At 68.3% G+C, this 15,207-nt stretch carries 16 protein-coding genes; 5 read left to right on the top strand and 11 right to left on the bottom strand.

Annotated features, from left to right (window positions below; all coding sequences use genetic code 11):
* Positions 1 to 27 precede the first annotated feature (27 nt).
* The 3 genes from BOX37_RS16945 to BOX37_RS16935 all read right to left on the bottom strand — a co-directional run bounded on the left by BOX37_RS16945 (position 28) and on the right by BOX37_RS16935 (position 1,082).
* The gene (locus BOX37_RS16945; RefSeq protein WP_071928505.1) at positions 28 to 279 is read right to left on the bottom strand and encodes a hypothetical protein; all 252 of its coding nucleotides are present in this window, start codon (positions 277 to 279) and stop codon (positions 28 to 30) included.
* A 46-nt stretch (positions 280 to 325) separates the two neighbouring features.
* Entirely contained in the window at positions 326 to 760 is a 435-nt protein-coding gene (locus tag BOX37_RS16940) for a CBS domain-containing protein (RefSeq protein WP_071928504.1), read from the bottom strand.
* 88 nt (positions 761 to 848) lie between these two features.
* The gene (locus BOX37_RS16935; RefSeq protein ID WP_071928503.1) at positions 849 to 1,082 is read right to left on the bottom strand and encodes a hypothetical protein; all 234 of its coding nucleotides are present in this window, start codon (positions 1,080 to 1,082) and stop codon (positions 849 to 851) included.
* A 357-nt stretch (positions 1,083 to 1,439) separates the two neighbouring features.
* On the opposite strand from BOX37_RS16935, the gene BOX37_RS16930 reads away from it, so the two are divergent.
* Positions 1,440 to 1,673: a DUF397 domain-containing protein gene (locus BOX37_RS16930; RefSeq protein WP_071928502.1), complete on the top strand. Its 234-nt coding sequence runs from the start codon at positions 1,440 to 1,442 to the stop codon at positions 1,671 to 1,673.
* 18 nt (positions 1,674 to 1,691) lie between these two features.
* A complete protein-coding gene (locus BOX37_RS16925) occupies positions 1,692 to 2,576 on the top strand; it encodes a helix-turn-helix domain-containing protein (RefSeq protein WP_071928501.1) in 885 nt (294 codons plus the stop codon).
* A 77-nt stretch (positions 2,577 to 2,653) separates the two neighbouring features.
* Here the strand turns inward: BOX37_RS16925 and BOX37_RS16920 are convergent, their stop codons facing one another.
* The 4 genes from BOX37_RS16920 to BOX37_RS16905 all read right to left on the bottom strand — a co-directional run bounded on the left by BOX37_RS16920 (position 2,654) and on the right by BOX37_RS16905 (position 4,782).
* Positions 2,654 to 2,908, bottom strand: coding sequence for a hypothetical protein (locus tag BOX37_RS16920; protein WP_071928500.1), 255 nt, complete (start codon positions 2,906 to 2,908; stop codon positions 2,654 to 2,656).
* Positions 2,909 to 3,256: 348 nt separating this feature from the next.
* Positions 3,257 to 3,913 carry an SDR family oxidoreductase gene (locus BOX37_RS16915; RefSeq protein ID WP_071928499.1) on the bottom strand — a complete coding sequence of 219 codons (657 nt, stop codon included), beginning with the start codon at positions 3,911 to 3,913 and terminating at the stop codon, positions 3,257 to 3,259.
* 35 nt (positions 3,914 to 3,948) lie between these two features.
* A complete protein-coding gene (locus BOX37_RS16910; RefSeq protein WP_071928498.1) occupies positions 3,949 to 4,437 on the bottom strand; it encodes a DUF2599 domain-containing protein in 489 nt (162 codons plus the stop codon).
* Positions 4,438 to 4,530: 93 nt separating this feature from the next.
* On the bottom strand, positions 4,531 to 4,782 hold the full coding sequence (locus tag BOX37_RS16905) for a hypothetical protein (RefSeq protein WP_071928497.1): 252 nt from the start codon (positions 4,780 to 4,782) through the stop codon (positions 4,531 to 4,533).
* A 285-nt stretch (positions 4,783 to 5,067) separates the two neighbouring features.
* On the opposite strand from BOX37_RS16905, the gene BOX37_RS16900 reads away from it, so the two are divergent.
* Together BOX37_RS16900 and BOX37_RS16895 are read left to right on the top strand one after the other, a co-directional pair.
* Positions 5,068 to 6,261 (top strand): lipase family protein, encoded by a 1,194-nt coding sequence (locus BOX37_RS16900; protein WP_071928496.1) that lies wholly within the window; start codon positions 5,068 to 5,070, stop codon positions 6,259 to 6,261.
* Positions 6,262 to 6,492: 231 nt separating this feature from the next.
* On the top strand, positions 6,493 to 7,854 hold the full coding sequence (locus BOX37_RS16895; RefSeq protein WP_071931587.1) for a lipase family protein: 1,362 nt from the start codon (positions 6,493 to 6,495) through the stop codon (positions 7,852 to 7,854).
* 4 nt (positions 7,855 to 7,858) lie between these two features.
* On the opposite strand, the gene BOX37_RS16890 is transcribed toward BOX37_RS16895, so the two are convergent.
* Complete coding sequence (locus tag BOX37_RS16890; RefSeq protein WP_071928495.1) at positions 7,859 to 9,409, bottom strand: acyl-CoA carboxylase subunit beta; 1,551 nt, start codon at positions 9,407 to 9,409, stop codon at positions 7,859 to 7,861.
* A gap of 398 nt (positions 9,410 to 9,807) precedes the next feature.
* Positions 9,808 to 11,034 carry a PucR family transcriptional regulator gene (locus tag BOX37_RS16885; RefSeq protein WP_071928494.1) on the bottom strand — a complete coding sequence of 409 codons (1,227 nt, stop codon included), beginning with the start codon at positions 11,032 to 11,034 and terminating at the stop codon, positions 9,808 to 9,810.
* A 207-nt stretch (positions 11,035 to 11,241) separates the two neighbouring features.
* Here BOX37_RS16885 and BOX37_RS16880 point away from each other — a divergent pair, with 207 nt between their 5' ends.
* On the top strand, positions 11,242 to 11,718 hold the full coding sequence (locus BOX37_RS16880; RefSeq protein WP_071928493.1) for an HAD-IIIC family phosphatase: 477 nt from the start codon (positions 11,242 to 11,244) through the stop codon (positions 11,716 to 11,718).
* 145 nt (positions 11,719 to 11,863) lie between these two features.
* Here BOX37_RS16880 and BOX37_RS16875 read toward each other — a convergent pair whose 3' ends face one another.
* Together BOX37_RS16875 and BOX37_RS16870 are read right to left on the bottom strand one after the other, a co-directional pair.
* Positions 11,864 to 13,453 carry a GMC family oxidoreductase gene (locus BOX37_RS16875; protein ID WP_071928492.1) on the bottom strand — a complete coding sequence of 530 codons (1,590 nt, stop codon included), beginning with the start codon at positions 13,451 to 13,453 and terminating at the stop codon, positions 11,864 to 11,866.
* Between the two features lie 154 nt (positions 13,454 to 13,607).
* Complete coding sequence (locus BOX37_RS16870) at positions 13,608 to 15,098, bottom strand: FAD-dependent oxidoreductase (protein ID WP_071928491.1); 1,491 nt, start codon at positions 15,096 to 15,098, stop codon at positions 13,608 to 13,610.
* Positions 15,099 to 15,207 lie beyond the last annotated feature (109 nt).

Below are 15,207 nucleotides of genomic sequence, written 5' to 3'. Positions count from 1 at the left end.
CTCCTCGGCTGCTCGGGCAGGTCGTGCTCAACGCCGGTGCCCGGCAACGCCGGACACACAGGCGATGAATCGATCGATCTCGTCGAGGGTGTTGTAGGGGTGGGCGCTCACCCGCACCGAGCCCGTCCCGGCATCGGCCGAGGGCACACGGTGCGCGCCCGCACGGACCAGGAAGCCCGCGTCGGCCAGGGCGGTGAAGCGCTGCGCGATGGTGGCGGGCAGGGGTGTCGGCGCGTGCGGCATCGGCACGGCGGCGAGCGCGGGCCGGAGAGGGTGCACGCGATCAACGATACGCGCGCACAACGCTTTTCGAGCCAGGGTGGCGTCAGTAGTTGCCTTGGAGATAGTCGACGAGCTGCTCTCGTTCGGCCGCCAGCTCGGTGATCGCGCTCTTGACCACATCGCCGATGCTGACAATGCCGACCAGTCGGTTCTGCTCGAGCACCGGCATGTGCCTGATTCGGTGCTCGGTCATCACCGCGCGCAGGGAATCGACATGATCTTCGGGTCCGCAGGTCCGGACCTGTGCGGTCATGATGTCGGTGACCGGCCGGTCGAGCAGGGCGGCGCCGTGCTCGTCGAGGCGGCGCACCACATCGCGCTCGGAGACGATGCCGGTGATCGTGGCACCGTCGGGCGAGACCACCACCGCGCCGATGTTGCGCTCGGCGAGCACCGTCAACAGGGCGCGCACCGATGCCTGCGGCTCCACCGTGGTGACCGCCGCTCCCTTGTTCCGCAGGATCTCCGCTATCCGCATGTGCCGCTCACCTGTATCCACGCCGACGTTGCCTTACAGCATGCCTCGGCCGACCGGGTCTGACCAGCACGAAGATGTTACGACAGCGTCATTCGTCGTCCAGGCCCGCCGAGAGGTAGGCCGCGGCGGCCAGCCACTGCCGACACTGTGGCCCGTGCACATCGTGCTGACGCAGCATCTCGCGCGCCTGGCGATAGGTGAGCCCGTTCGGCTCGTCGGCACAGGCGCTCGGCGGTGCTCCCGCCGTGCCGAGGTGTCGCGGAACCTCGAAGCCGGCGGTGCCGGCCGAGACTCGACGGGGTGTTCGATACGGAAAGCTCATCCGTGGCCCCTCACATCCGGCGCCGGGAGGCAGGTCTCCGGCTCGTGGCGCCGGATGCACCTCCCGGTGATCTTGCGAACCGAGTCTACGGTCGCGTCAATTGCAGATGCAAGAACATCTGCACAGTCGAATCGGTCGTGTCGGATCGGTGATCGGCTTGTGGCGCTTGCGAATTCAGGGGACTGGACGTCACCTTCTCGCCGGGGCCCAGGTCGTGACGCCGGGTAAGTACCGACCGGTGCGTGGTGGTCGCGAGCATGTTAATCTGCGCATCGCACTGTGCATCTGCAAGAACGTTTGTGCGTGCATCTGTAAGTTTCGTACCGGTGGGCATCATTCGAGAACCAGGAGTGTGGCATGTCCGGAATGCGGCATGATCAGCGTGAACGTCCGAGCACGGGTGCCTGGCGCAAGAGCACGTTCAGCAACCCCAGCGGCAACTGCGTGGAGGTTGCCGAAGCGACGGACGGTTCGGTTGCCGTGCGCAACTCGCGCGATCCGCAGGGCTCGGTGCTCTTCTACACCCGGCCCGAAATCGACGCGTTCATCCGCGGCGCGAAGGCCGGAGAGTTCGACTACCTGACCCGCTGATGGGTAATATCGGCGTCCATGACGGCTGAACCCGACGAGATCGGTCGCGTGCAACCGGTTGTCGACCGCGGCCCCACCGTGCTGCGGATCGCGCTCGGTGGGCAGTTGCGGAAACTTCGCGAGAGCAAAGGCATCACCCGTGAGGCGGCGGGTGATGCGATCCGTGGTTCTCACGCCAAGATCAGCCGACTCGAGTTGGGGCGCACCGGTTTCAAGGAGCGCGACATCCGCGATCTCCTCACCCTCTACGGCGTGCACGACACCGCCGAGCGCGCCTCCTTCTTCGAACTCGCCAGGCAGGCAAGCGAACCGGGCTGGTGGCATCGCTACAGCGATCTGCTGCCCTCGTGGTTCAGCACCTACCTCGGGCTCGAACAGGCGGCCAGCCAGATCAGGACCTACGAGGCGCAGCTGGTGCCAGGTCTGCTGCAGACCCCGGAGTACACCAGGGCGATCGTCACCCTCGGCTTCGACGACGCCGACACCGAGCGTCGGGTGCAGGTGCGCCAGCGGCGCCAGGACGTGCTGCGCCGAGTCGATCCGCCGGTGGTCTGGGCGGTGATCGACGAGGCCGTGCTGCATCGCCCGATCGGCGGACGCGAGGTACACCGTGCCCAGTTGCGCTACCTGGCCGAGCTGTCGATGCTGCCGAATGTGACCGTGCAGGTGCTGCCGTATTCGGCGGGCGGGCACGCGGCGGCCGGTAGTTCGTTCAGCATCCTGCGCTTCGCCGGGCCCGAGCTGCCCGACATCGTCTACCTCGAACAGCTCACCAGCGCGCTGTATCTCGAGCGGCGCCAGGATCTGGCGCTGTATCTGTCGGTCATGGATCAGCTGAGCGTGCAGGCCGCACGGCCGGACCGCTCGCGCGAGATCCTGCTCGACTACGCGAACCGGGACTGAGCCGACCGGAACCGCCCGACGGGCACGTCAGGAATGCTGGCCGACCGAGCGTGCTCGGTCGGCCTCGGCCGCGAACGTCAGTATCGGATACAGCCTGCGGCGATGCGCCAGAAGGTGTCGGGGGTCAGCATCTGCAGATCCCAGTCGTCGGCCAGTTCGTGCGCGGTGGTCACGATCCGGTCGATGTCGAAATCGTTGCGAGTCGCCGCGCCGGTGGACTCCACGGCGTCGATCACGAAAGCGACCGCGGTCTCCCTGGAGCACCCTGCGGTGACGGGGTGGGTGGTCGCTGCGCGATCAGCGAGGCCGTATCGGCCGTTGGTGTTGTTCATGTGAACGCCCCTGTGTTCAGTCAGCGGCAAACCCAAGGCAAATACAGCCTCGGGCGTGCCGCTCGCGGCCTCCCCTGACAATCCCCTGAATGGTGTTGCGGCCCTGAGTTTAGGACGGAGACACTTTCAGATGCAAGCACATCTGCATGATCGATTCCGTCTCGATGCGGTGCATTTCCCGGCTTCTGAGCGGCGAATCCGCGTTTACGTCACCGTCATCGCGACGGGCCGCGGGGGAACAAGGGTGTGACCGGCGGTTCACTGGCGCCACGGGGTGGCGACTGCGTGACCGCCGGTGATGCCGGACCGGCCGACAAGGCGAAATATACTGCGATGGTTAATTTTCGGCTATCGAATAGCCGCCACAGCAGTCTCGATCGACTCCGATCCGGAGACCAGCTCGAGCGTGCGGCGAAACGTATTGTCCGCGAACAAGATCGACGCCAGCGTCGCGGCGACATCGGCGCGCGGCACCTCGCCACGCGGAATCGGCGGTGCGCCGAGCGTGACCAGACCGTTGCCTTCGGCGTCGGTGAGAATGCCGGGACGCAGGATCGTCCAGGCGAGTTCGCGAGACTTCAGGTCCGCTTCGGCCCTGGTCTTGGCGTCGATGTAGGCGGCCCACACCTCGTCGGTGCCCGGCGCGGGCGGACTGCCCGCGCCCATCGTCGAGATCTGCACGAACCGGCGGACGCCGGTCGCTTCGGCGGCCTCGGCCAGTTGAACCGAGCCGTTGAGGTCGACGGTGTACTTGCGAGCGGCCCCGCTGCCGGGCCCGGCGCCCGCGGCGAACACCACTGCGTCCGACCCGGCGACCGCGGCCGCGAGGTCGGCCGGAGTGTCGCGTTCCATGTCGTAGATGACCGGGACGCCGCCGGTCGCGGCGATGTCGGCGGCCTGGCCGGGATCGCGGATGAGCGCGTGGACCTGGTCACCGCGGCGGGTGAGCCGCCGGGCCAGCAGCAGGGCGATCTTGCCGTGTCCACCGGCGACGACGATGCGCATGGGAAGGGCTCCTTTCGAGCGGCTCGGCGGGGGAGTCAGCGTTCCGGTCCGCCGGGATTGCAGTTGGCCGACACCGTGGCCTGGTAGCCGACATCGGGGCGCCACGGTTCGAGATTCCAGCTCGGTTTGTCGGGCGCGACCATCCTCGCCCAGACCCAGTGGCAGATGAATTGGTCGCGCATGCCCGGCGCGTCGGCGGTGGCGTCGAGAGCCAGCACTTCCTGCCAGGCGCGTTCATCGGTGCCGGGGGCGGCGGTCTTGCGGCCCGCGACGGTGGGATAGACCAGCAGTCGCCGACCGTCGATGTTCTCGGTCCACTGGACGGTGTCGATGAGGGGCAGGCCCGCGTACGGGTCGACGGTGGTCGTCGGCGGCGAGATGGTGGCCGGCACCGGGTTGGCGGTGCTGGTCGGTGCGGGGGTGGTGGTCACGAGGACGGTCTGGTCGTCGACGGCCGCGCCGCACCCGGCGAGCGCGGCCACCACGAGCACGGCGAGTGCTGGCCGGTACTGCCACCGTGTCACGAACGCCCCTTCACTCTTCCGGTGCCGCGGCCCCTGACGAGGCCGCCCGGCCAGCCTAGTGCGGCGAGCCGGGCGGTGTCGGTGGCGGTGGATTCAGTGCCACAGTGATCGGCAGGGCAATCGGCGCAGACCTGGGCCGACGCGGCCGTCCACGGTCACCAGCAGACCCGAGTGCACGGCGGCCGAGGTGAACTCCCAGGCCTCGGCCTGGGTGGCGGCGTATTCGAGGACGAGCGCGTCCTGTGGGGTGGGGCCGTCGAAGTAGACGGTGATGCGGCGGGTGGGTATCTCGGCCGGGTCGATGCGGTCGGAGGTGGCGGCGATGTTCTCGTCGAGGGGAATCATGGCGTGTGCTCCTTTCGCCCCGGCACTGGTGAGCGCCTTCCTACTAGACGGTAGGACTCGCGCCATCGAGCAGAACATGTTCTGGTTTTCGCCTGGAGATCTCACAGTCGGCTCGGTATCGCGACGGTGCTGCTCCCACAGGAGTGCGGCAGGTGGCTTGCCTCCGGTCACAAGGGCTCCGAGCGAGTGTTGTGAGCTCCGCCGATGTCGTCCGAAAGGGGTACCGGCGAGCCACGCTACCGGCAAGTATCGCTGCTGAGTACAGCGACACGGGAGGAGGGCCGCATGTTCCGCAGTGTGCTGATCTGTTTCGTCGCGGCAGTGCTGATGCTGGTTCCCGCCGTGGGCCACGGCGCCCCGCTGTATCCGAGCGCCGACCCCGATCCGTTCTACACCCAGCCCGAGGACCTGTCCGGCACCGAGCCCGGCGACGTGCTCGGCGTGCGGGCCATGCCGCCGCTGGCGATGTTCCCCGACACCACGGTCACGCTGATCCAGTTCCGGTCGACGAACTCCGCGGGTGAGCCGATCGCCGCGACGACGACGGTGCTGCAACCCGTCAACCAGCCCGCCGACGCCCCGGTGCTGTCCTATCAGCACATCATCAACGGCCTCGGCGTGCGCTGCGCGGTCTCCAAGGTGCTCTACACCGACGATCCGAACCTGATGGTGCGCGAGGGCGTCGCCTGGAACATCGCGCTGCGTCGCGGGTGGACGATGGTGCTGCCCGATCACCTCGGCCCCGACTTCGCTTACGGCGCCGCGAAATTGGGTGGGCAGGTCACCCTCGACGGAATCCGGGCCGTGCGTCAGGTCGAGCAACTTCGGGTGCGCCACAGCAGAGTCGCGATGGCGGGCTACTCCGGCGGCGGCATGGCCACCGCGTGGGCGGCGGCGCTGCAACCGGACTACGCACCCGAGCTCGAGCTCGCCGGTGCCGCCATGGGCGGGGTGCCGATGAACCTGGTGTCGATGCTGGAGGGTCTCGGCTTCGGTTCGCACCCGGTCTTCGGGCTGGCGCTGGCCGCTGCGATCGGCCTCGAACGTGAATATCCCGAACGGTTTCCGATCAGCGAGCAGATGAACGCCAGCGGCCTGGCCGCCCGCGCGTCGATCGCCGACGCGTGCACCAACGAGATCCTCGGCGCCGGTGCCGGACGCGGCATTCTCGACTTCGCGGCGACGACCTCCATGATCGATGACCCGCAGGCGCGGGGTGTCGTGGAGGAGAACAGCCTCGAGCTCTACTCCGGCACACCGACCATGCCGGTGTTCGAATGGCATTCGCCCATCGACGGACTCATCCCGGTCGACGCGATCACCGCCACCACGCAGCGCTGGTGCGCGGCGGGTACCCCGGTGGTCAGCGAGTCGACGCCCACCCCGGACCACCTGACCGCGGCCGTGCTCGGATTGCCGTCCGCGCTGAGATGGCTGGACGCGCGGCTGCAGGGGGAACCGGCGCCCAGCACCTGCTGAGTCCCGGTTTCGATCGGCCCGGATCCGCACCCCCGATGCGGATCCGGGCCGATTGTTGTTGCGATAGAGCGGCATTGCGCGCACGAGTCGAGAACGACGCCGGGTTCACGCGCTCGGCCGGGCGTACCGTGATTGCACTGATGGCGACGGCGCACTGGGGGAGGTTCGGCGGGATTCGAAGCACCGCATCGCCGCACGTCACCGATGAATCCACCCGAAGGCGTGTGTGTCATGAGATCTGTGCGTGTGCTCGTCTGTTCGTTGCTGCTGCTCTGTTCGTTCGCCGTGGGCAATGCCGCGGCCGATCCGTCGCCACCACCGGAACTCCCGGGTGTGCCCGGTTTCCTGCCCGATCTCCAACGCTGGATCGACCAGGTGCTGCCGTCACCGATCCAGCCCGCCGACGCCGAGGCGGGAGATCCGGCCGCCGAACTCGCCGCGCTGCGCGCGGCGGTACTGCCCTCGCCCGTGGGCGATCCGATCTTCGATCACTGGCCCGAGGGGCTGGCCTCGCTGGCACCGGGGGAGCTGATCGAGACCCGTGACATCACCGGCGTCGCGGGCTTGCTGACGCTGGTCCCGATCCGCTCGGCGACCCTGCTCAAGTACCGCACCGCCGACGCGCACGGCCGACCGTCCTTCGCGACCGCCACGCTGATCGTGCCCGCCACCGACTGGACCGGGCCGGGCGATCGGCCCATCCTGGTCAACAACCTGCCGATCGACGCGCTCGGCCGCAAGTGCACGCCGGGTTACACACTGACGCACGGCCTCTCGACCCAGTCGAGCATGACCGAGTTCCTCCCGCCCACCACCCAGTTGGCCGTGCTGCGCGGCTACGCGGTGATCGTGCCCGATCACCAGGGGCCGTGGATGGCCTACGCCGAACCGTATGTCGCCGGGCACGCGGTGCTCGATGCGATCCGGGCGGTCCGGGGGAGTGACCCCGGGGCCCATGGCACGAGCCGCGTCGTGATGACCGGCTATTCCGGTGGCGCCATCGCCACCCACGGTGCGGCCAAGCTGATCGATTCCTACGCGCCGGAATTGGCCGAGGTCATCGTCGGCGCGGCACTGGGCGGGGTGCCCGCCGACTTCGAGATCCTCGCCCGCAGCATGAACGGCAATCTCGCCTCCGGCATCTTCATGGCGGCCACCTTCGCGATCGGCCGCGAACGCCCCGAGATCCTCGCCGCGATGAACAATCTCGCGCGCTGGGTGGCGACCTCGCCGATGAAGGACCAGTGCGTGAGCGTGTTCGCGGTGCCCGGCGTGCTGCACCTGCCGATCGACGTGGGCGCCAACATCGCCGATCCGCTGCACTCGGAACTGGCCACCCAGATCTACGAGATCACCCGGATGTCGGGCATGCGCTCGGCGACCCCGCTCTACATCTACAACGGCGAACAGGAGTGGTGGATCCCCGCCGAGGGCGCGCGCAACCTCTACGCCGAGCAGTGCGCGCTCGGCGCGAACGCGGTGTACCGCGGCGTGTTCGGCGAACACATCGTCGGTGCCGTCACCGGGTATCCGGAGGCGATGCTGTGGCTCGACGAGCGGCTCCAGGGCGTCGCGGCTCGCAGCGAGTGCTGAGCCGCTACACCGGGAACAGTGCGTGCTTGCGCGGGTTGGGGCGGACGACCGCTTCCTTCTCGCGCAGCAGGCGCAGGGCGTGGCGGATCTCGAGGCGGGTGCGCGCCGGTTCGATCACCGCGTCGATGTAGCCGCGCTCGGCCGCGATCCACGGGGTGGCCACGGTCGCGTTGTACTGGTCGATCATGTACTGGCGCGCCGCGGTTCGGTCGGCGGCGGGCACCTGGTCGAGCTGTCGCCTGCCGACGATGCCGACCGCGCTCTCGGCACCCATCACCGCGATCCGCGCGGTCGGCCAGGCCAGGCTCAGATCGGCGCCGAGCTGCTTGCAGCCCATCACCGCGTAGCCGCCGCCATAGGCCTTGCGCACCACCACGGTCACCATCGGCACGGTCGCCTCGATCACCGCGCGGAAGAAGCGCCCACCGCGTTTGATCACGCCATTGCGTTCCTCGTCGACGCCGGGCAGCACGCCGGGGGTGTCGACGAGGAAGACCAACGGAATCCGGAACGCGTCGCAGATCCGGATGAAATGGGTTGCCTTGTCCGAGCATTTGGCGTCGAGCGCACCGCCGAGCACCATCGGCTGATTGGCCACCACACCGACCGGGCGGCCGTCGACCCTGGCGAAGCCGGTGATCAGATTGGGTGCGGTCGCGGCGCTCATCTCGTGGAACTCGCCGTCGTCGAACAGCCGCAGCACGATGTCGTACATGTCGTAGCCGGTGCGGTCGGTGTCGGGGATGATCGTGTCGAGCTCGCGGTCGGCGTCGGTGATCTCCGGCTCGAGCCCGGGGTTGACGATCGGCGGCTGCTCGTTGCAGCTCGACGGCATGAAGCTCAGGTAGGCGCGCGCCCAGGCGAAGGCGGCGGCCTCGTCGGCGGCGACATGGTGGATGGTGCCGTTGTCGGCCTGGACTCGGGCGCCACCGAGTTCCTCCATGGTCACCACCTCGCCGGTGACCTCCTTGATCACCTCGGGCCCGGTGACGAACATGTAGGACTGCTCGGTCGCGATGAGCACATCGGTGTTGACCGGGGCGTACACCGAGCCGGCCGCGCACTTGCCGAGCATGATCGACACCTGCGGGACCAGTCCGGAGAGCTGTTCCTGGCGGCGGCTCATCATCGCGTACCAGGCCAGCGAGGTGACCGCGTCCTGGATTCGGGCGCCGCCGGAATCGTTGATCGCCACGACGGGGCACAGCGTGGCCAAGGCGAAGTCCAGTGCCGCGGCGACCTTGCGGCCGAACATCTCGCCGACCGAGCCGCCGAAGACGGTCTGGTCGTGCGCGATCACCACCACCGGCCTGCCGTCGATCTCGCCGCGACCGGTGACGACACCATCGCCGTACATGGCGTCCGCACGGCCCGGCTGGCGCACCAATTTGCCCATCTCGACAAAACTGCCCGGGTCGAGAAGTGCCCTGACCCGCTCGCGGGCACTGGGGATCTCCTTCGATTTACGTTTCGCGATGCCGACCTCGCCTGCCGGTTCCTCGGCCAGTTCCAGGATGCCTCGCAGCTGGTCCAGTTTTTCGCGCGTCACGCTCATCGGTGGTCTTGTCCTTCGTGCATTCTTCGCCGTCGTTGGCGACCGTCACGAGCGTAGCCCCCAGATGCTGTGAAGTGTCAGTGTTCCAGAGTATTGCGCGGGAACCCCCCTCGCTGACCGGGTGTTCATCCTGGCGAACATCAATGTCCGCTGATTGTTCGAGGGGTGGATCGAGTCGCCGAGAAATTCCTGTGCGGTGTCATGGCGCTTTTCGGCGACGGGTGGTGACCTGCCCAGAACACCTTACAGAATCGAATTCTCGGTATTTCCGGGACTTATGTTCGGTGCGGTCTCGGAAGGCCATTCTTCCCGCTCCGTGAAGGGCGACGAACTATCGAATCGCACAGGAAGGTACGTCGACAATGAAATCTCCGAGTGGCGGTTCGGTATCGCGAAAATCAGGAACCGGTGGAACGGTAGCTGCGCGCGACCAGTGCCGAACGCAGGTACCACAGCCCCGAGGGCTGGGTGGGATCGAAGCCGGTGAGCTGCCCGATCCGCTTGAGCCGGTAGTCGACAGTATTGGTGTGCACGTGCAGAACTCGCGCGGTCCGCTGGCGATTGAGGTTGTTGGCGATATGACGTTGCAGGGTCTCGAGCAACTCGGGGTACTGATCCAGCGGGTCGAGCAGCGAGCCGAGGAATTCGCGGCCGGGACCGGGACGGGTCAGCTGGTACTCGAGCGCGAGCTCGTCGAAGCGGTACAGCCCCGAGGTGACCTCGAGGCGCTGCACCATGTCGAGCAGTTCGTGGGCCTGGTCGGCGGCGTCGGGGACACCGGTGGTGCTCGTCTCGACCAGTGCCGCGGTGATGCCGACCTGCGCGGCCTGGGAAAGCTGCGCGACCAGCGCGGCCAGACCCTCGCGATCGAAGGCGTCGGCCGGGATCAGCACGGTGCCGCCGTCGACGCTGAGCAGCGACAGCGCCGTGTCCCCGCAGCGCTTGGCCAGCTCGGCCTGCACCCGGCGCAGCTTGCGCCGGGCGACGACCTTGGTGTCGAGCGCGGGGTTGGCCTCCTCGCGATGTGGGGGGATGGCCAGCGCGAGCACTGCGTAGTTCTCGGCGATCGCGATGCCGCATTCGCGGGCCATGGTCGAGGTGCTGTGTCCGCCCAGCAGCGCGGAGGTGAGGGTGTGCACCGCGGTGTGGTGCTCGCTGACCACGCCGCGCAGTTCCCGCACGTAGGCCAGCGAGACCTGCGCGGTGATGGTGTCGAGCAGTTCCATCACCACCTTCACGCCGTCGACCAGGTTGTCGAAGTCCTTGCCCGACGCGTTCGCCACCACCAGGTCGAGGCCCATCTTGAAGCCCTCGGCGATCGAGTGGTGGATCGTGTCGATCGGGACGCCCTCGCGGGCCCAGCCACTGGCCGCGTCCTGCAGCCGCTGCAGCTTGATCGGGATGTCGCGGCCATCGAGCATGCTGACGGCGAATTCGAGGCAGATCCGGGTGATCGTGGTGACGTCACCGGTGATGGCGTCACCCGGCAGCGTGCCGCAGGGGGCGACATTGGCGACGAAATGGCCCACCATCTGGCGCGAGAGCGCGCGGACGTCCTTCAGCGGCGACGACATCGGCTTGCCGGAGACGGTCAGCGATTGTCGGGGTGGATTGTGAACGGACATCTGTGTTCCCTTCGCCCTGTTTCGGCTCTACCCCCTGCTGCCCAGCGACTTCACCCTAGCCAAGAGAACAGAAAACTGGAATGGAACGTCAGCTTCTGGGTAGGGGGCCCATGCCTTCGAGTGCGCTTGGTGACCGGTCACAAGTCTGGTCCACAGCTATCGGGGGTTGTAGAGTTCTCCGCGCCGGAACGAACCGATAGGGGCACCATGCGACCTGCCGTCCGTTGTCTGGTCTGGGAACTGGACGAAACCCTGTGGGATGGTGTGGTCCATGACGGGACCAGCACCGCGGTGCGCCCACAGGCACTGCGCACGCTACGGAAACTGAGCGAGCGCGGCGTGCTGCACGCTGTCGCGGCGCGCGGTGATCGTGCGCGGACGCTGCGCACGCTCTACCGGCACGGCCTCTACGAGATGTTCTCGGCGGTCGAGGTGGGGTGGGGCCGCAAGTCGGCCTCGATCGTGCGGCTGGCCGACACGCTCGGCCTCGGCCTCGACACGCTGGCCTTCCTCGACGCCGAACCGGTCGAACGGGCCGAGGTGTCGCGGGCGCTGCCGATGGTGCGCTGCTACGCCGCGCGCAATGTCGACATGCTGCCGCTGCTGCCGGATTTCCGCCACGACCTGCGCTCGGGCCCACTCCCGACGCCACCGTTGGGGTTCGCCCGGGTCCCCGCGGTCTGACCCGAGTCCGCTCGCGGGGGTTCGTCTTCGCATGCCGTGTCGGCATGCGTCGACCGCGCACGTGCATCGACTGCCATTCGGTCGGTCGACGCGGGCCGCTGCGGTGCGGTGGCGCGCCGTGAACAGGCGCGCCACCGGGTTCAGGTCAGGACTCGGCGAGGATGAAGTCCGCGGCCTGTTCGCCGATGAAGATGGCGGGGGCGTTGGTGTGGCCGCGGATGATCAACGGCATGACCGAGGCGTCGGCGACCCGCAGGCCCTCGACGCCGCGCACCTTCAGCTCGGGGGTGACGACGCTGGCGGCGTCGGTGCCCATCCGGCAGGTGCCGACGGGGTGGTAGAGGGTGTGCGAGAACTTCTCGATGGTCAGCGCGATGGTGCCCTCGAGATCCTCGGGCGCCTGCGGCGGGTAGATCAGCGGGCCGAGGGTGGCCTTGAGCGCGGGCTGCCCGGCGAAACCGGCGCACACGCGCAGCCCGGCTTCCAGGGCCGCGCGGTCGGCGCCGTCGGTGTCGGAGAGATATCGCGGATCGATCACCGGCTTGGCGGTCGGATCGGCCGAGGCCAGACCGATCTTGCCGCGGCTGCGTGGGCGCAGCAGGATGGCACCGAGGACGACGCCGTGCTCGGTCGCCTCGACCAGACCCTCGTGATAGAACGGCGCGGGCGCGTAGATCAGCTCCAGATCGGGGTGCTCGAGCTCGGGCTCACTGCGCACGAACCCGTAGGCCTCACCGACATTGGAGGTGAGCATGCCGCGGTGCCGGACCAGGTAGTTGACCAGCTCGAGCAGCTTCTCCGCCGTGTACAGCGAGTCCGACTCGACGCCGTAGCCCAGCGCCGCGATCAGGTGATCCTGCAGATTCTCGCCGACCTCGGGGGAGTGCGCGACGAGCTCGATGTCGTGTTCGGCCAGCGCCTCACGGTCGCCGATCCCCGAGAGCTGCAGCAGTTGCGGGCTGTTCACCGCGCCGCCGCACAGGATGACCTCGCGATCGGCGGTGACGGTGTGGGTCTGTCCGCCCTGGGTGTACTCCACCCCGGTGGCCCGGGTGCCCTCGAACAGCACACGGGTCGCCAGCGATTCGGCGTGCACGGTGAGATTGGCGCGCTTCATCGCCGGACGCAGGTAGGCATCGGCGGTGCTCCAGCGCCTGCCGTCGCGCTGGGTCACCATCGTCTGGGCGAAGCCCTTGGGCGCGGGACGATTCGGCGCCTCGAGCTCGTGGCCCGCCTGCCGCGCGGCCTCGAGGAACGCGTGAGTGGACGCGCGCGGGCTGCGCTGGCGCTGCACGTGCAGCGGCCCCTTGGAGCCCTCGTCGGGGAACTGCGCGTCCTGCACGTTCTCGATCTTGCGGTACTGCTCGACGGCCGCGGCGAAGTTCCACTTCTCCCCGGCCAGCAGGCCCCACTCCTCGTAGTCGGCGCGGAATCCGCGCACCCACATCATCGCGTTCATCGATGAGGAGCCGCCGAAGGTCTTGCCGCGCGGCCAGTAGATCTGCCGGTCACCGAGTGCGGGCTGCGGCTCGGTGCGGTAGTCCCAGTCGCGCTCGGTGCGGAACAGTTTCGAGAATGCCGCCGGAATATGGGCGAACTTGTCGTCGTCGGCCGGTCCGGCCTCCAACACTACGACCGTGGTTCCCGCGTCGGCGCTGAGCCGATTCGCGAGCACCGCCCCCGCGGATCCGGAGCCGACGATCACGTAATCCGCGGACGTCCCACCTGCTTGCACTGTTTAACTCCGATCCTGCACTGCATCTGTCGTAGCCAACTCGGACACGCCCGCTCGCGAAGGTGAAAAGCCCGTGAGCGCAGCCGAACTCGTGGTCGGCAGCGGCGCTGCAAGCAGAGTACTGACACTGGGCAGTCGGTGGGCGCCGCGTGGCTCAGTCCGTTGCGGCGGCCGCGGCGGCCTTGCCCGCGCGGCGACCGTAGAAACTCCCGTCACCGAGTGAGGCCCCGCTGACATAGCCGCCCGCGCACAGCCCCGACGTGCACCGACCCGCCGCGAACAGTCCGGGAATCGGTTCGCCACTCACGTGCAGCACCCGTGAGTCCAGATCGGTGCGCAAGCCGCCCAGGGTGAATCCGGCGGTGAACCCGCGCAGGTCGAACCCGGCCAGCGACCCCGAGATCGGGCGCACCCACTCGGGCTTCTTGCCCAACAGCGGGTCGCTGCCGTTCTCGGCATGCCGGTTGTAGGTGGCGATCGTGGTCTGCAGGGTCTGCTCGGGCAGGCCCATCTCGGCTTCGAGTTCGGCGACCGTCTCGGCGACCCAGGTGGGCTGGAATCGGAAGAACGGCGTGGCGCTCACGGTGGCGAGGGCTTCCTCGAGCGACTTCTCGTCGATGACGAGGAAGGCCTGGTTGTCCTGCTGCAGCAGCGTCGCCTGCCCGATCCGGCCGGGATAGGTGTCCTCGGTGATGTAGCGCTGACCGCGTCCGTTGACCAGGATGCCGCGCGCCATCATCTGCGGATCGCCGAAGATGGCGACCTCGCTGGCGTCCATGTGCGCCAGCTCCGCGCCGAGCGCCTGCGCGAGCCGGATGCCGATGCCGTCGTGCTCCTCGATGGCCGCGCCGGGCCGCCCGCTCAACTTGGGCGTGTAGCGGTCGATCATCTCGGTGTCGTAGGCGAAGCTGCCGGTGGCCAGTACGACACCGCGGCTGGCCCGCACCGCGACCGGTTTGCCGTAGGTGGTCGCGAGCACGCCGACCACGCGATCGTCCTCATCGACGATCAGCCGTCGGATGCGGGTGTCGTACTCGACGGCGATCCCGAGCTCGGCGACGGTGTCGGCCAGCGGCTTCATCAGCATGTACCCGCCGCTGCGCTCGCCGATCTTCTTGTCCGCCAGCTGCGGCACATGCCCGCGCGGCGCCGGTTTCGCGAGGTCGAGGAACGGCGCGGAGTTCTCGCCGCCGGAGTACATCAGGCCCTCGTCGTGCGGCGGCTCCCAGCCGGGCTCGCCCCAGAACGACTCCTTGAACGGCACCCCGCACTCGACCAGCCAGTCGTAGTGCTCGACGCTGTTCGCGCAGTAGTCGGCGATTTTGGCCTCGTCGACGCCGGGGCCCAGCGCCGCGGTGAGGAAGGTGGCCATGTTCTCCGGGGTGTCGTCGAAGCCCAGCGCCTTCTGCAGCCCGGTACCGCCGCCCAGATACACGAATCCACCCGCCAGCGCGGCTGCGCCGCCCCAGCCGCCGGTGCGTTCCAGGATCTGCACGCGCGCTCCGGCCCGCGCCGCCTCGATCGCCGCGCACACCCCGGCGATCCCGTATCCGGCGACCACGACGTCGGCTTCGAGGTCCCACCGTGCCACGCTGCTCGCGCGCAGCGGCCGGACGGTGTCGATGCGGGGTTGGGGTTCGGTCACAGCAGGCCTCCGGTGCTCGGGTGTGTACCGAAATGGTGCCGCCTCACCGCCGACAAAACAAGAACGTGTTCCAGTGGGCGGGTCATTCTGCTGCACTGGGCGCGGTGCG

The organism is Nocardia mangyaensis (assembly GCF_001886715.1).
GTDB classification, from domain to species: domain Bacteria; phylum Actinomycetota; class Actinomycetes; order Mycobacteriales; family Mycobacteriaceae; genus Nocardia; species Nocardia mangyaensis.
Note: the sequence above shows the minus strand (reverse complement) of the source record. Positions and strands in the feature narration are given on the sequence as shown.

Excerpts from the sequence above, each read along its gene's own strand:
- BOX37_RS16940 (WP_071928504.1), bottom strand. The coding sequence starts at position 760 with ATGCGGATAGCGGAGATCCTGCGGAACAAGGGAGCGGCGGTCACCACG.
- BOX37_RS16935 (WP_071928503.1), bottom strand. The coding sequence starts at position 1,082 with ATGAGCTTTCCGTATCGAACACCCCGTCGAGTCTCGGCCGGCACCGCC.
- BOX37_RS16930 (WP_071928502.1), top strand. The coding sequence starts at position 1,440 with ATGTCCGGAATGCGGCATGATCAGCGTGAACGTCCGAGCACGGGTGCC.
- BOX37_RS16925 (WP_071928501.1), top strand. The coding sequence starts at position 1,692 with ATGACGGCTGAACCCGACGAGATCGGTCGCGTGCAACCGGTTGTCGAC.
- BOX37_RS16920 (WP_071928500.1), bottom strand. The coding sequence starts at position 2,908 with ATGAACAACACCAACGGCCGATACGGCCTCGCTGATCGCGCAGCGACC.
- BOX37_RS16915 (WP_071928499.1), bottom strand. The coding sequence starts at position 3,913 with ATGCGCATCGTCGTCGCCGGTGGACACGGCAAGATCGCCCTGCTGCTG.
- BOX37_RS16905 (WP_071928497.1), bottom strand. The coding sequence starts at position 4,782 with ATGATTCCCCTCGACGAGAACATCGCCGCCACCTCCGACCGCATCGAC.
- BOX37_RS16900 (WP_071928496.1), top strand. The coding sequence starts at position 5,068 with ATGTTCCGCAGTGTGCTGATCTGTTTCGTCGCGGCAGTGCTGATGCTG.
- BOX37_RS16895 (WP_071931587.1), top strand. The coding sequence starts at position 6,493 with ATGAGATCTGTGCGTGTGCTCGTCTGTTCGTTGCTGCTGCTCTGTTCG.
- BOX37_RS16890 (WP_071928495.1), bottom strand. The coding sequence starts at position 9,409 with ATGAGCGTGACGCGCGAAAAACTGGACCAGCTGCGAGGCATCCTGGAA.
- BOX37_RS16885 (WP_071928494.1), bottom strand. The coding sequence starts at position 11,034 with ATGTCCGTTCACAATCCACCCCGACAATCGCTGACCGTCTCCGGCAAG.
- BOX37_RS16880 (WP_071928493.1), top strand. The coding sequence starts at position 11,242 with ATGCGACCTGCCGTCCGTTGTCTGGTCTGGGAACTGGACGAAACCCTG.